The organism is Nesterenkonia salmonea (assembly GCF_005771525.1).
In the GTDB taxonomy this organism is placed as follows: domain Bacteria; phylum Actinomycetota; class Actinomycetes; order Actinomycetales; family Micrococcaceae; genus Nesterenkonia; species Nesterenkonia salmonea.
On the sequence record NZ_VAVZ01000016.1, the window covers coordinates 1 to 14,367 of the forward strand.

At 62.4% G+C, this 14,367-nt stretch carries 13 protein-coding genes and 2 tRNA genes; 11 read left to right on the forward strand and 4 right to left on the reverse strand.

Features of this window, described 5'->3' with window-relative positions:
* Positions 1-108: 108 nt before the first annotated feature.
* A complete protein-coding gene (locus FEF26_RS06980; protein ID WP_208012861.1) occupies positions 109-303 on the forward strand; it encodes a GlsB/YeaQ/YmgE family stress response membrane protein in 195 nt (64 codons plus the stop codon).
* Positions 304-560: 257 nt separating this feature from the next.
* Positions 561-761: a hypothetical protein gene (locus tag FEF26_RS06985; RefSeq protein WP_138252828.1), complete on the forward strand. Its 201-nt coding sequence runs from the start codon at positions 561-563 to the stop codon at positions 759-761.
* Between the two features lie 529 nt (positions 762-1,290).
* Here FEF26_RS06985 and FEF26_RS06990 read toward each other — a convergent pair.
* From FEF26_RS06990 to upp, 4 genes are all read right to left on the reverse strand, one after another.
* A tRNA-Arg gene (locus FEF26_RS06990) sits at positions 1,291-1,367 on the reverse strand.
* A 93-nt stretch (positions 1,368-1,460) separates the two neighbouring features.
* Positions 1,461-1,979, reverse strand: coding sequence for a SixA phosphatase family protein (locus tag FEF26_RS06995; protein WP_138252829.1), 519 nt, complete (start codon positions 1,977-1,979; stop codon positions 1,461-1,463).
* A gap of 3 nt (positions 1,980-1,982) precedes the next feature.
* Positions 1,983-2,783: a winged helix-turn-helix domain-containing protein gene (locus tag FEF26_RS07000; protein WP_138252830.1), complete on the reverse strand. Its 801-nt coding sequence runs from the start codon at positions 2,781-2,783 to the stop codon at positions 1,983-1,985.
* A gap of 141 nt (positions 2,784-2,924) precedes the next feature.
* Complete coding sequence (gene upp, locus FEF26_RS07005; RefSeq protein WP_138252831.1) at positions 2,925-3,560, reverse strand: uracil phosphoribosyltransferase; 636 nt, start codon at positions 3,558-3,560, stop codon at positions 2,925-2,927.
* 34 nt (positions 3,561-3,594) lie between these two features.
* Here upp and FEF26_RS07010 point away from each other — a divergent pair, with 34 nt between their 5' ends.
* From FEF26_RS07010 to FEF26_RS07050, 9 genes are all read left to right on the forward strand, one after another.
* Positions 3,595-4,080, forward strand: a complete 486-nt coding sequence (locus FEF26_RS07010; protein ID WP_424991727.1) for a nucleoside deaminase — start codon at positions 3,595-3,597, stop codon at positions 4,078-4,080.
* 55 nt (positions 4,081-4,135) lie between these two features.
* Positions 4,136-4,223, forward strand: a tRNA-Ser gene (locus FEF26_RS07015).
* A 69-nt stretch (positions 4,224-4,292) separates the two neighbouring features.
* The gene (locus tag FEF26_RS07020; RefSeq protein ID WP_138252832.1) at positions 4,293-4,751 is read left to right on the forward strand and encodes a 23S rRNA (pseudouridine(1915)-N(3))-methyltransferase RlmH; all 459 of its coding nucleotides are present in this window, start codon (positions 4,293-4,295) and stop codon (positions 4,749-4,751) included.
* Positions 4,744-5,415, forward strand: a complete 672-nt coding sequence (locus tag FEF26_RS07025) for an NADPH-dependent F420 reductase (protein WP_138252833.1) — start codon at positions 4,744-4,746, stop codon at positions 5,413-5,415. The genes FEF26_RS07020 and FEF26_RS07025 overlap by 8 nt, the downstream gene beginning before the upstream one ends.
* Positions 5,416-5,458: 43 nt before the next feature.
* Positions 5,459-10,075: an ATP-dependent helicase gene (locus tag FEF26_RS07030; protein WP_138252834.1), complete on the forward strand. Its 4,617-nt coding sequence runs from the start codon at positions 5,459-5,461 to the stop codon at positions 10,073-10,075.
* Between the two features lie 76 nt (positions 10,076-10,151).
* Complete coding sequence (locus tag FEF26_RS07035) at positions 10,152-10,724, forward strand: VOC family protein (protein ID WP_138252886.1); 573 nt, start codon at positions 10,152-10,154, stop codon at positions 10,722-10,724.
* Between the two features lie 10 nt (positions 10,725-10,734).
* The gene (locus tag FEF26_RS07040; RefSeq protein ID WP_138252835.1) at positions 10,735-11,778 is read left to right on the forward strand and encodes a pseudouridine synthase; all 1,044 of its coding nucleotides are present in this window, start codon (positions 10,735-10,737) and stop codon (positions 11,776-11,778) included.
* Positions 11,779-11,797: 19 nt separating this feature from the next.
* Positions 11,798-12,424 carry a DedA family protein gene (locus FEF26_RS07045; RefSeq protein WP_138252836.1) on the forward strand — a complete coding sequence of 209 codons (627 nt, stop codon included), beginning with the start codon at positions 11,798-11,800 and terminating at the stop codon, positions 12,422-12,424.
* Positions 12,408-14,366: a hypothetical protein gene (locus tag FEF26_RS07050; protein WP_138252837.1), complete on the forward strand. Its 1,959-nt coding sequence runs from the start codon at positions 12,408-12,410 to the stop codon at positions 14,364-14,366. Before FEF26_RS07045 ends, FEF26_RS07050 begins: the two co-directional genes overlap by 17 nt.
* Position 14,367 lies beyond the last annotated feature (1 nt).

Below are 14,367 nucleotides of genomic sequence, written 5' to 3' on the forward strand. Positions count from 1 at the left end.
CGCTGGAGCAGACATACTCCATTCTATCCCCAGACGGCCTAACTATTTACGAGACACACCACTAGGTCCCTGGCAGAGAGATCGTCACTCTCTGCCGGGGACCTTTGCATGTCGACTGACACGGTGACCCTCCTGCTCACCGGTATCCTCGGTGCGCTGCTGGGCGGCTGGATCGCGTCCGCACTGTTCGGCATCAACGTCAACGATGCCTTTTTCGATCTCCCGACCTGGGGCTTCGCCATCCTTGGTGGCCTCATCGTCTCCTTTATTTGGAGTGCCATCGCTGGCAGACGAGCGGCATAACCACAGGATTCAAGACAGATCGGGCCTCCACCACACGGTGGGGGCCCGATCTTCGTCCACCCCAGCTAGACCAGTCCACCTAGCCTTCGGTCAGGTCCCCGTGTGGTACGACGTCGTCATACCTACAGCTCTTGCGGACCATTGCGAACTTCTGAATTTCCTTCGGGGAGTGTAAAAATAGTGATCACTATCTCTGGCACAGGCAGCACAAGGCCATCCTCACTGCCGGGATCAGTTACAACGGGGGGACATCGTCCATGAAAACATCGCGAGCGTGGCATATAGCGGCGGGGTTCTTCTTCGCTGTCACTGCGGGTGGGTTGGTGGTGGCTGTCTCGAGACTCCACCAACCAGAACTGTGCCCACTACCGTCTCTGTATTTGGGCATCGGCGGCCCACTCATGGCAGCGGTGGTCTGCTACCTGGTGGGGTACAACCAGCAGCTCAGCAAGCGCTGACAGTCCCTGCTTAGACTTACCGCCGTCTGCGCCGCCACCGCTAGAGATGCCGTCTAGATGCAGAAACGAGTCTCGGGAATATGGCCCCTATCTCACTCTCTTGCTGTGCATGAGAGAACCGCCTCGCAAGTGCCCGCGAGCCTATAGTTGCTGTTCGGTTACGAAAGCCGGATGTGCAGGGCTACCAGCGTGTTTCAGGCGTAGCGTTAGGTCATGGAGGCCCTTTACGAGTTCTATGATTTGGCGCTCAGGGCGTCCTTGGCGTCCGGCAGCATATTCCTCATGTTGGCATTCGCGTTGTGTTGGGGCTGCAGGCTGAAGAGCCGGTAGGCGCTTCGTGGCCGGATGCGACATTCCTGCTTGTGCCCATTATGCTCACGCCACTCAGAGGACTGCTGTTCCTGTTCTTCGCCACTGCAATGCGATTAACCAACCATTTTCGAGGGCACCTAGAGCGTCTGTGCGAAACAAAATCCCTGATCTTCAGGCTGTGTAGCCGTTTGACCAGGGATTTCACTGTATTTTGTTGTGGTGCGCCCATAGGGATTCGAACCCCAGACCTTCGGTTCCGTAGACCGACGCTCTATCCAGCTGAGCTATAGGCGCAATGCTCTAAATCTCACGATACCGCGAGTTGAACCTTGACGATACTACACGTGCTTATCCGGCTGAACCAAATCTGCTCTCACCACGGATGGCTCATCCCCGCAACCCAGTGGTGACGAACTCGGCGAGGACGGCGTCGCGCCCGTCAAGCTCAGCCCAGGCGTTAGTGACATCAAAGCGAGCAAGCCCAGCCGGCGGCCACTGTGAGGCCATCTCTAGCGAGGCTTCCTCATCCGACTCGGCACTTGTCAGCTCCATACTGAGTTCCTGGACTCCTGGCATGTGCGCGATAACCAAGAGGTTGTCCACCGTCTCAGGTGTCTCATTGATCACCGAGCAGAGCTGACGCGATGATCCCAGGTACATCCGATCATCCAATTGAGCAGTCGGAGCCTTCTCCCCGAGCTCATGAGCCACCCAGATGCTGGTCTGGCGGGTTCGCATAGCGGAGGACACGATCGTGACCTCTGGCCAGTAGCGTGACTGCAGCAACCACTGGCCGATCTTGCGAGCCTGGGTTTGGCCATACTCAGTCAGCGTGCGGGAGTGATCGTCACCGGAAAAGCTATGCCCCGCTTCAGCATGGCGGAGCACCAACAGCGTCTTGGACATTGCTCAGATGCTGTATTCGGGCGCTGCCCAAACTGTGACTTCAGGATGCTCATAGAAGCGGTAACCCTGACCCCGCACAGTGCGAACCGTGTTGGCTAGGCGCCCCAGCTTGGAACGGAGCCGGCGGATATGCACATCAATGGTCCGCTCATTGGGCATCTGGTCGACATCCACATGGCGCCACAGCCGCTGCAGCAACTCCTCGCGACCAACGGTCCGGGATGAGTTCTCCACGAGGTAGTTGAGCAGTTCAAATTCTTTGTACGTCAGATTCAGACTTTCGCCGTCGAGCTGGACTTCGCGGCGGGCCAGGTCGATCAGCACCCCAGAGGTAGACAATGATGAAGGTGGCGCGCTCGGGGCAGTGGGCTGGTCAGCCTGCCCCCGTGCCGCGACCGTCGGATCTCCCAGTGCTTGGCGCACCACCTCAAGGTCAGCGCCTTCTGCGGTGGGGGATGCCATAGCCATAGCAATGTGCACCTGTGATTCCGGTGCAATGTGCTCCACGTAGTCACGAAGCTCTGTGGCGATCCGGTGCAGAGACGTTCCCTCTGCCTTGGCGGTGTCCTCATCGAGCCCGACGTAGACCACGAATCCGCGGGCAACGACGTCCGGGTGGACCACCTGTGCCCCATTTGTGCCGTTGTGCGGGGCCAGCACCGGGATGGGCGCCGTGCGCGGTTGACCGGGACTGCCGGGGGCTCCGTTGCGCATCTTGCGGGCCAGCTCAGCACGGCGGGCAGCATTCCTCACTGAAACGTGAACGTACCCTGGATTTTGGGCCTTACTGAGCGGTGCGGACATATGAATCGTGACTCTTCCTGGCTGGTTGCCGGGTAGTGGGCACTCTCAGGATGGCCGTAATATTTCGGATACGCAAGTAACATAAGCCCCAAAATTCCACATAGTGAGATTTGGCAGCTCTGGAGTGATGCAGCACACGTATTATTCCGCCAGGCCGTACAGCCTGTCCCCTGCGTCACCAAGACCTGGGACGATGTACGCCTTCTCATTGAGCTTCTCATCAATCGCAGCAACGAAGAGCTCAATGTCCAAGTTTCCGACTTCTTCTTCCAAACGCTTGATGCCCTCCGGTGCCGCCAAGAGGCAGATACACGTGATCTTGGCCGCCCCCGCACGCTCCAAGAAGCGAATCGCCTCCACCAGCGTTCCTCCCGTGGCGAGCATGGGATCAAGCACAAATACCTGACGCCCAGTCAGGTCATCAGGAAGCCGCTCAGCATAGGTGACGATGTTCAACGTCTCCTCATCCCGGGCCATCCCCAGGAAACCCACCTCAGCCGTCGGGATCATGGCTGTCATCCCATCAAGCATGCCCAGCCCAGCGCGGAGAATGGGCACCACCAGCGGCTTCGGCCCCGCCAACCGGGTACCGACCATCTCCGTGACTGGCGTACGGATTTCAGCATCCTCAGTGGGAAGCGAGCTCGACGCCTCATAAGCCAGCAGCGACACCAGCTCCCGTGTCAGATCACGGAACGTATTGGACGGGGTTTCCCTCCGACGCAGCTGAGTGAGTTTATGGTCGATCAGAGGGTGAGAGACGGCGTGAGTTCGCATGGCATCAAGGTACCAGCGCGCGCGTCACAGTATCGTGTCAGAGGTGAGCTTCTCCCCCAGGGACCCGCAGACCCAGCACAGGCTGATGGGCCAGTGTCTGGAACTGGCAAACGCAGCACCAGCCACAGACGACGTACCCGTTGGCGCCGTGGTCTTGAGCGCCGATGGGGTGGTCTTGGGTGCGGGCCACAACACCCGCGAGCGCGATTCTGACCCTTCCGGGCACGCTGAGCTCAATGCCCTACGTGCCGCAGCCAAGGCCATGGGCGCCTGGCGGCTCGATGGCTGCACTTTGGTGGTCACCTTGGAACCATGTGTCATGTGTGCCGGGGCCATTAGTCAATCCCGGATCGCCACCGTCATCTTTGGCGCCTGGGACAAGAAGGCCGGCGGAGCTGGAAGCGTCTTCGATGTCCTACGTGAACCCAGACTGAACCACTGGGTAGAGATCCAGCCGGGCGTCAGATCCGATGAGTGCGGCGCCCTGTTGAAGGCATTCTTCGCTGAACATCGCCACTGACGCCGCTTAGGCCTGCGCAAACTGGTAGCATGGCGAGGCGCGATTTCGTGCGCAAGGTAGCGTGTCCGAGCGGCCGAAGGTGCAGCACTCGAAATGCTGTGTAGGGTAACCCCCTACCGTGGGTTCAAATCCCACCGCTACCGCGTTCTGACGGCCCCGCAGACCCCGGTAGTCTCGGGGCCGTCGCTCATGTTCTGCGAAAGAGGCCAGCAATGAGCACAGCTGTTCTTGCGATAGGCAAGAAGCATGAACCGTGGGTTGCTGACGGCATCGAGCGCTACACCAAGCGGCTGCGCAAACCCTATGACCTCACGTGGCGTCTGCTTCCACACTCATCCAAAGAGCACGACGCCGCCCGCGACGAGGAATCTGCCAAGATCCTCAGCACGGTCAAAGCCCAGCAGCACGTGATCCTCCTGGACGAACGCGGCACCAATATCTCCTCACCACAGCTGGCAACCCACCTGCAGCGGCAGTTCGACTCAGGCGGCGACGTCGTTCTGGTTATTGGCGGCGCATATGGGGTCAACGCGGAACTGCACCGCCGGGCGGATTTTGTGTGGTCGCTGAGCAATCTGGTCTTCCCGCATCAGCTAGTGCGGTTGATGCTGGCTGAGCAGCTCTACCGGGCCCAAGAGATCAGTGCAGGGCGGGCGTATCACCATGTCTGAGCAGCAGGTGGTCGGCATCCTGGGCTCCGGTCGGGCCGGAACGGCATTCGCCAGAGTGATGCTCCGGGCGGGAATTGGTGTGGATATGTGCTCCACCCGTCCCCCCAAGGCGCTGCAGCACCACCTTAAGATCTATGCACCCGGAGCCGTGCCGGTCTGGCCGTGGCAGGTAGCGGCCAGAACATCCACACATGGGCCCGGCATCGTCATCCTCGCGGTACCCCAGGAGGAGCTGGATGAGGTGGACCCGGGCTGGGTCAACAACGCTGGCAGCGCGGACTTGGTCCTTGTGGACGCGACCAACACCTGGCACGACGAAGAGCTGCCCGGCTGGTTGCAGGCTCCCATTGATGAGCAGCTGCCATCCTCCTACGGCATCGCAGGAAGGTTCAGCCGCACCAAAGTGGTCAAAGCGCTCAACCACATTTCGCATCACGATATTGAAGCCGCGGCGAACCCTGACCTGCCGCTTGAACAACGCCGCGCAGTAGCCCTGGCAGGTGACGACGGCCAAGCCCGGGGCAGGGTCATGAACCTTTTGATGCTGATCGGTTTCGACCCAGTGTCCCTCGGCGGGCTCTGCGCCAGTCATCCCATAGAGCCTGACGGTCCGCTCTTCGACCGTCCGCTGCGGCGCGAGGATATCCTCCGCTTTGCCCGGTGAAGCGCCACCGAGCGTGTCGGTAGCTGGTTCTACAGTGGACTCCATGGCCCTTGACCAGTTCTCGGAGGCGACCCGGACGTGGTTCTCCGCATCCTTCGGCGCGCCAACAGCTGCGCAGTCCGGCGCTTGGGATGCCGTGGCCAAGGGCAAGAACGCCTTAGTGGTCGCGCCCACCGGATCGGGTAAGACGCTTTCCGCGTTCCTCTGGTCCATCGACCGTCTGATGAGTCAGCAGGATAACGACGCCGCCAACGCCACCGCTGCTGGCACCACAGTTCTCTACATCTCACCTTTGAAGGCACTCGGTGCGGACATCGAACGCAACCTGCGCAGCCCATTGGTCGGTATTGGCCACACGGCTAGGCGCCTGGGTGTCACGCCCCGAGAAGTCACCGTTGGGGTGCGCACCGGAGACACCAGCTCCAAGGATCGCCGGGACCTGGTGCGGAATCCGCCGGATATTCTGATCACCACTCCGGAGTCGCTGTATTTGATGCTCACCTCACAGGCGCGGCGGACTCTGAGCACCGTCAACACGGTGATTGTCGATGAGATTCACGCTCTGGCGGGCACCAAGCGGGGGGCTCACCTAGCTGTCTCCCTGGAACGGTTGGATGAGCTGCAGGCCAGTCAGGAGGCAGGTGAGAGAGCCCAGCGCATCGGGCTTTCCGCCACCGTGGAGCCACGGCAGGAGGTCGCCCGGTTCCTCGGCGGCCACCAACCAGTGGAGGTGATCGCCCCGCCCTCAGAGAAGAAGTGGGACATCACCGTCTCAGTGCCGGTGCCGGATATGGCTTCTCCCACTGTTGAGCCGACCGACAGGGACGATGGCTCACCGCTGCAGCCCTCGATCTGGCCTCATGTGGAGCACCGAGTCGTTGACCTCATCTGTGAGAACCGCTCCACGATCGTTTTTGTGAACTCCCGGCGACTGGCCGAAAAGCTTACCGGCCGGATCAACGAAATCAACGCAGAACGCGGCGCTGCAGATTCGCCCCCTGACCCGACCCATGAGGGGGAAGAGGGGGCACCTCCGGCGTTGGCCAAAGCTCACCACGGATCGGTCTCCAAAGAGCAGCGCAAACATATTGAAGGGGATCTGAAATCGGGCCGGCTGCGCTGCGTGGTGGCCACAAGCTCCCTGGAACTGGGAATCGACATGGGCGCGGTGGACCTTGTCATCCAAGTGGAGGCCCCCCACGCGGTGTCCTCCGGACTCCAGCGGCTGGGCCGGGCAGGGCACCAAGTCGGTGAGGTCTCCGTGGGGTGGTTCTTCCCCAAACATCGCGGTGATCTGCTCAGCTCAAGCGTCGTCGTGGAACGGATGCTCTCAGGAAAGATCGAAGCCCTCAAGATCCCGCGCAGCCCGCTGGACATTCTGGCCCAACAGACCATCGCCGCAGCCGCCATGGACACCCTGGATGTGGAGCATTGGTTCGACGTTCTGCGAAGATCCGCACCGTTCGTTTCCCTGCCCCGCTCCGCCTATGAGTCCACCCTGGACCTCCTGGCCGGAAAATACCCCTCGGATCGGTTTGCGGATCTGCGACCGCGCATTGTCTGGGACCGTGACGCCGGAACCATCACCGGACGGCCCGGCGCCCAGCGCCTTGCGGTCACCTCCGGCGGGACAATCCCCGACCGAGGGCTCTTCGGGGTCTACCTAGTCGGCGCTGAGAATACGCGCACCGGAGGGCGCCGGGTGGGTGAACTTGATGAGGAGATGGTCTACGAATCGCGGATCGGAGACGTCTTTGCGCTCGGCGCCACCAGTTGGCGGATTGAGGAGATCACCTTCGACCGAGTCCTGGTCTCCCCCGCCTTCGGACAACCGGCGAGCTTGCCGTTCTGGCGCGGAGATGGAATCGGCCGGCCGGCCGAACTCGGTGAAGCCCTCGGTGCGTTCACCCGCGAAATACACGCCGCCACCGCCAAGAAGGCCGCTGAACGGCTCACCGCGCTTGGGCTGGACCAGTGGGCTCAGGAGAACCTGGTGCGGTACCTGTCTGACCAGCATGACGCAGTCGGCGCGATACCTTCAGACCAAACCCTGGTGCTGGAGCAGACCAAGGATGAACTCGGAGACTGGCGGATCATCCTGCACTCGCCCTACGGAATGCAGATCCACGCGCCCTGGGCGCTGGCTGTCGGGGAACGCCTGCACGAACGCTACGGTCTGGACGGCGCCGCGTTCGCCTCAGATGACGGAATCGTGCTGCGGGTCCCCATGATGGATGATGAACCACCCGGTGCCGAACTGTTCACATTCGAGCCCGAGGAGTTGGAGGACCTGGTGATCCGCCGGGTGTCCAGCTCAGCACTATTCGCCGGACGATTCCGTGAATCCGCCGCTCGGGCACTGCTGCTGCCAAAAACCCGGCCAGGGCAGCGCACCCCCCTGTGGCAGCAGCGCCAGCGGTCCTCCCAGCTGCTGGAAGTCGCTCACCAATATTCGGACTTCCCCATGATCATGGAGACCATGCGTGAAGTCCTCCAGGACGTCTACGACCTTCCCGCCCTGGACTCGCTGACCCGCAAGATTGCTCAGCGCTCCGTGCGGATGGTGGAAGCAACCACCCCAACACCCTCACCCTTCGCACAATCAATCGTTTTCGGCTACATCGCCCAGTACCTCTACGAGGGGGACTCCCCGCTTGCCGAGCGCCGCGCCGCCGCTCTGAGCGTAGACCCCACGCTGCTCAATGAGCTGCTGGGCCGGGTGGAGCTGCGCGAGTTCCTGGACGCGGAAGTCATCATTCACGCTGAGGCCTACGCGCAGCGGCTGACACCCGAACGGCGGCTGCCCACTGGGGACGGACGCGGAGCAGAGAGCGTCGCAGACCTCCTGCGGCTGCTGGGCCCGCTCAGCGCCGAGCAGCTGGCCCTGAGGCTTCGCTCCAGCGAGCACGACGACGCCGCACCAGTCACCGCTGACGACGCCCAGGGCTTCGCGGAACAGCTGGTCAGCGCCCAACGTGCCATTCCGGTGATGTTTCAGAGCGAGCACCGGTTCGCCGCCGTGGAAGACGCTGCTCGGCTGCGTGACGGACTCGGGGTCAACATTCCTCCGGGAGTCCCGCACACTTTTCTGGACCCGCTGGATGATCCGCTCGGTGATCTGATTGGGCGTTTCGCCCGAACCCACGGGCCCTTCACTCCCGACCAGGTCAGTGGTGATTTGGGGTTGCCTGTCGCAGTGGTCGTTGATGTGCTGCGCAGGCTCATCCAGGAATCCCGCATCGTGGAGGGCCTCTTCACGCCTGAGGCCGGGGCCGATGCCGAATACGTAGACGCTGAGATGCTGCGGCGGATCCGCCGCCGGTCACTGGCTGCACTGCGGGCCGCAGTCGAACCGGTACCCCCACGCGCCTACGCCCAGCTGCTGGGCGAATGGCAGCTGACCACTGGCTCCACCAGGGTCAACGGACAGTCCGGCCTTGCTGAGGTGCTGGCGCAACTTGCCGGACTACCCGCACCCGCGAGCGCTTGGGAATCGTTCATCCTCCCCTCCCGAGTCAGCGACTACTCCTCCACGATGCTCGACTCCCTCCTGGCTAGTGGCGAGTTCGTGACCACCGGCCACGGGGCGCTCAGCGGTCATGACGGCTGGCTTGCGTTCTACCCGGCCGAGGAGACCGCGCTCATCGGCGCCGGTCGGGACATCCCACCTGCCGAAGGGCTAGCGGGGGAGGTACTCCAGGTGCTGGAACGCGGAGGCGCGTGGTTCCCCGAAGCGATCGCAGCGCAGCTGGAGAACGTCTCCTCCCTGAGCTGCCAACAAGCCCTATGGGAGCTGTTTTGGGCCGGGCGTGTGCACCCAGACAGCTACACACCTGTGCGGACCTTCATGTCCAGCGGTTCCACAGCGCATAAGTCCAAACCCACCACCAAAAGCCGCAGAGTCTCCCGCCGGACAGCACTGCGGCAAGCAGTCAGCGCCGCGCGCGGACCCAGCTCAACAGCCTCCGGAGGACGCTGGCAGATAGTCCACGCACCCGAGGCTCCCGCCACAGAAATCGCCCACGCCAGGGCTGAGATCCTCCTGGACCGGTACGGGGTACTCACCCGAGGCTCGGTCGTTGCCGAACAGACTCCCGGAGGCTTCACCGGGGTGTACAAGGTTCTCGCCGCTGCGGAGGAAGCCGGCCGTGTGCGCCGCGGCTACTTCATCGAACACCTCGGGGCCGCCCAATTCACAGTCAGCTCCACCATTGACCGACTCAGAGAAATATCCGAACAGTTAGAACGCCACGAGGACCCCTACTCAAACCACCGGCCCACACCGGTAGCTTTGGCCGCCACTGACCCAGCCAACCCCTTCGGCGCGGCCCTCGACTGGCCCGCCATACCCACAGCAGAAGGAGAGCCCGCCACCAAAGCCCGTCCGGGCAGGAAAGCGGGCGCCGTCGTCGTTATCTGTGGCGGTGAACTGGTGCTGTACATGGAGCGCGGCGGACGTACCATGCTGCTGTATACGCAGAACCAAGATATCCGTGACGCGGCAGCCCAGGCCCTGGTAAACGCGCTGATCCGGGCAAGATCCTCCAAACTAGCTGTGGAGCGGATCAACGGCGAACCGGTCCTGCAGCATCCGTTCGGTCAAGCCCTGCGGACCGCAGGCTTCCACTCGACACCCTCAGGGCTGAGGCTCTCTCCCTGAGGCGATGCGCCTGCGAGTCTCACGCTCTCCGGGTAATTCCCACTCAGTACACATCCCCATGAGCTAACCTGGGCGCATGATTCTGTGTCTGCCATTCATGATGTTCCAGGGCCGCGCCCAGGAAGCCATCGACCTGTACCTCTCCACGTTTCCCGACGCCAAGCTCCTGGAGATCATGCATCACCCGGAAGGCACAGAGATCTTCGACCCCGAAGCGTCCAATGGTGGCGGCACCAGTTCCGAAACGGCAGATCACTCGCCAGCAGCCTCCCCGGACGACACCGCCGCAATGGAAACCGTGGTCGACTGGGACAAGACCCTCGTGGCCACTGCCCAGCTGCAGATAGGCGGACAGATCCTCATGATCCAGGACTCCCTGGTCAAACACGCCTTCGACTTCACACCGTCCATGTCCATGGCCGTGGTCGTGGACACCGAGGAAGAGTTCCATCAGATCACCACTTCCCTTGTGGACCAGGGCGAATACCTCATGGAACCTGGCGACTACGATTTCGCCCAAAACTTCGCATGGGTCAAAGACCGATTCGGCATGACCTGGCAGATCAACCACCCGCGCGGGGCCCCCAACCCCGAGGACGCCGACTCCGCAGCCAACGCCGCCCAGGCCAAAGCCCCTGAGTGGAGCTGACTCCCGCAACGTGGCGCAGAAGTCTCCACTGCCGGTCCGCAACGGTGTCAACGCCACCAGACTGCGGATCCCCCACACTGGCCCGTGGCGCACCATCCACGAATACGTGCTGGAAACCTTCGGGCATATCGACCCCGCCGGTATCACCTCACGGTTCCACAACGGCGAAGTAGTCGACGCCGCCGGCAACGCGTTGAGCACCGACAGCCCGCTGGATGCTGCCGAGTTCATCTGGTACTACCGCTCGCTGCCAGAAGAACCCCCACTGCCAGTGCAGGAAGAAGTCTTACACGAGGACGAACACCTCCTGGCGGTCGATAAGCCCCACTTTCTGCCGACCACGCCCGCCGGACGGTACGTACAAGAATCCCTCCTGGTCAGGCTGCGCCACCGGCTCAACTTGCCTGACCTGGTGCCCATCCACCGGCTGGACCGCGGCACAGCCGGGGTCGTGATCTTCGCCAAGAACCCGGAGACCCGAGGGGCCTACCAGTTGCTGTTCGAGAACCGGAGAGTCAGCAAAACCTACGAGTGCGTCAGCGCACTCAATGATGTCCCAGAAAACCTTTCCGCGCGATTCCCCCTGACGGTCCGGAACCGGATTGAGAAGGTCAAAGGCGTGGTGGTCAGCCAGCTGATGAGCTACGACACAGCGGACTCTGGACGGCGCCCGCATGACAGTTGGCACAGAGTCAAAGGACGGCGCCGTACCGATCCGATCCCCGGCGCTAACTCGTCATCGCGCGTAGAGCTCCTCAGACACGGGCCGTCCCCACGCGGTAGCCAAGGACCAGTGGTGGGCCTCTTCCGGTTGACGCCCCTGACGGGAAAGACCCATCAGTTGCGGATCCACATGGCCATGCTCGGGCTCGGCATCCTGCACGACCGGTTCTACCCAGATCTCTGGGACGACGCGCCCGACGACTTCGAGGCCCCGCTTCAGCTGTTGGATCGCAGCTTAAGCTTCACCGATCCGCTATCCGGAGAACCCCGCGTCTTCACCTCGACACGTAGACTTGATGAGGCCCCGGTCAGGAGGGACGCGGAGGCCTAGCAACAGCAAAAGGGGATAAATGGTCGAGCTCATCGACGCATGGGGTGCATGGTTCTTGCCGCTGCAGGCATTATTTGTGGCCCTCACAGCTCTCGTTCCCCCGTTCCCGGCAGAGGTGATGGTGATCGCTTCTGGGGCGATGGCCTCTGCTGGGCACCTATCGCTGACATGGGTCATGATTGCCACCACATTGGGCTGCCTCTCCGGCGACCTCCTTCTCTACGCCCTCTTCCGGTATCAGCTCATCAGGCTGCTCTACCGGTGGCGATGGGGCCGGCGGTTGCACCGGGTCATGGTGCGAGCCTCGATTCGGGCCGGCAGCGCCACCACCTGGGCCGGGCTGCTGCTGATCCGCTGGATACCCGGAGGCAGGGCCGCATCGATGGCCTCCGCAGGAATGATGCGCCTACCCTGGCGCCAAGTTGCCGCACTAGCGGTCCTCGGTGCTGTGATCTGGAGCGGATGGTTGATCGGCTTAGGTTACATTACGGGAACAACTACCGGCCTACCCCCGTGGGCGAGCACCCTGACCGCCATTGGTATCGGTACGCTAGTGGGGTTGGTCATTGCTTTGCTGGTCACGAGGCGGCGTCGTGCTCACAGCCAGACTTCAGTGAGAGCATCGAAAGTTGACCAACACCCCTAATAATGTGCGCGAAGCATACATGATCCCCCGAGGGAGGCAGCAGTTGTCCGAGCCGACGAGCCCAGACGCCTCCGCACGTCCTGACGACGAGTCCAAGGCCGGTGTGGCGACGGAAGAGCGTCTGGACAGCCAGCCCCATAGCCCTGAAGAACCCGATGATGAGGACACCACTGTTGAGGAGCCGGCTGATGAGGACTCCAGCGGCGAATCCGTAGCGGACCCTGCCGACGAGGACGCCAGCGAGGATTCGGAAACAGACTCTCCTGCAGAGGAGACCTCCGTGGAGGACCGTCCTGATCAGGATTCTCCTGATGAGGTGCCCTCTGATGAGGAAGTCTCCGCCGAACCGGCGGTCCGCACCGGCGTGGCGCCCAGGGTAGCCACCCCCTCCGGGCCGGACACTGGATTGGGCGGCTTCTTCGACACCCTGGATGAACGCGCCAAGAACTGGTGGTCCACCCGGAAAGTACGTCAAGCGCGACGCCGTGTTGAGGCCGCCAAGACAGCCAAGGCCGCAGCGGAGCAGGAATCGGACAGCTCGGCACAAGGAAAGCCCGAAACCGCTGCCGCGCAGCCGACTGGGCCCGTGGCACGCCGAGCACGCCGCAGTGGTGGCCACCTGCCAGAACCCGGCACATATGCAGAGGCTTCTTCCGCTGCGCCGCAGGTTTCGTTGCCCAAGCCTCCCCCTGCGGACCAGCGACCAGAGCATCAGCTGTTCACCGACGCCATCCCGATCGTCTCCTCCGACACGCCTACGGATGCGCAGGATCCTGAACATCCGGGATCCAATGACGCATCCGCAGATGAGACGACCGTGCTGCCCGCCTACCGAGACGCCCAGGATGAGCCACCGGCGCCCGCGCCACGCCGCGAACTTGATGAGCAGCGTCAAAGGACAGTTATTGCGCAGAAAGCCGCTGCCATTGAAAAGGCAACCGGTGAGTTCTCGCCCCGTCCCTATGGCGGCTCAGGCTACATCGGTGAGCAGTACCGAGAGCAGTCGGCGGAGTTCGCCGACGATGAAGAAGACCTCTTCACCTACATTCCTCCCTACAGCCTGCCCTCCCGCAGTCCCGACCCGGAACCGACCCAATGGGATCTTGCGCGGCGGATATTCGTCAGCCTAGGAGCTGTAGCGGCCATCATCTCAACGCTCTGGATGTTCGGATGGTTCAGCTCCGGAGAAGACGACCCTGCCATTCTGGGCCAGCGCGGCCTCTACGAGGTCTACTCCGAAGGATGGTTTTCAGGAGATCACGCACTGCTTTCTCCCGACTACAACTGGTATTGGATCTGGCCGGTGATAACCGTCGGACTCATCATCCATGCCTGCTACCAGTGGAGACCCTCCCAGCACTCCACACCTCGGCAGCAGCATTCGGGCTGGTTCGTGGGCACTGCCTCGATACTGATGCTGGTCGTCACCGCCTCGCTCTACGCCGGGACATTCACCCTGACCCTGCTCAGCTCGGCGATCATCGCCGGGGCACTGACTCAGGCTATTCGGCAGTTCAACCTCTACACCGCCCGCACTGATACCGAACGTCAACTCACCGACGACATCCTCGGCCTGTTCTACGGATTCGCCCTGGTGCAGGTCATGAGTGCCCTGTCGGTGTGGCTGACTCACCAGGGGTGGCATATCCCCGGTATACCCGCACTGCTCTGGGCCGGCATCGGCCTCCTGGTGTGCGTGTGGACCGCCGCGTTCTACTCCATGACCGAACGTGGACGGATCACCATTGCGCTGGGGCTGGCCTGGGGCCTGTTCTGGCTCATCTTCCCCCGCATTCTCGGTGAAGTGACCAGCGTGTGGATAGCGATCGGCGCGGCAATGGGCGCCTTCATTGTCATCCTGTGCACCCAGTCCCGCCGCTACCGGATCAACCACGCCGAACGCCGGGCCGCAATGGGCCGCCCGCTTGAAGACATCATCTGAT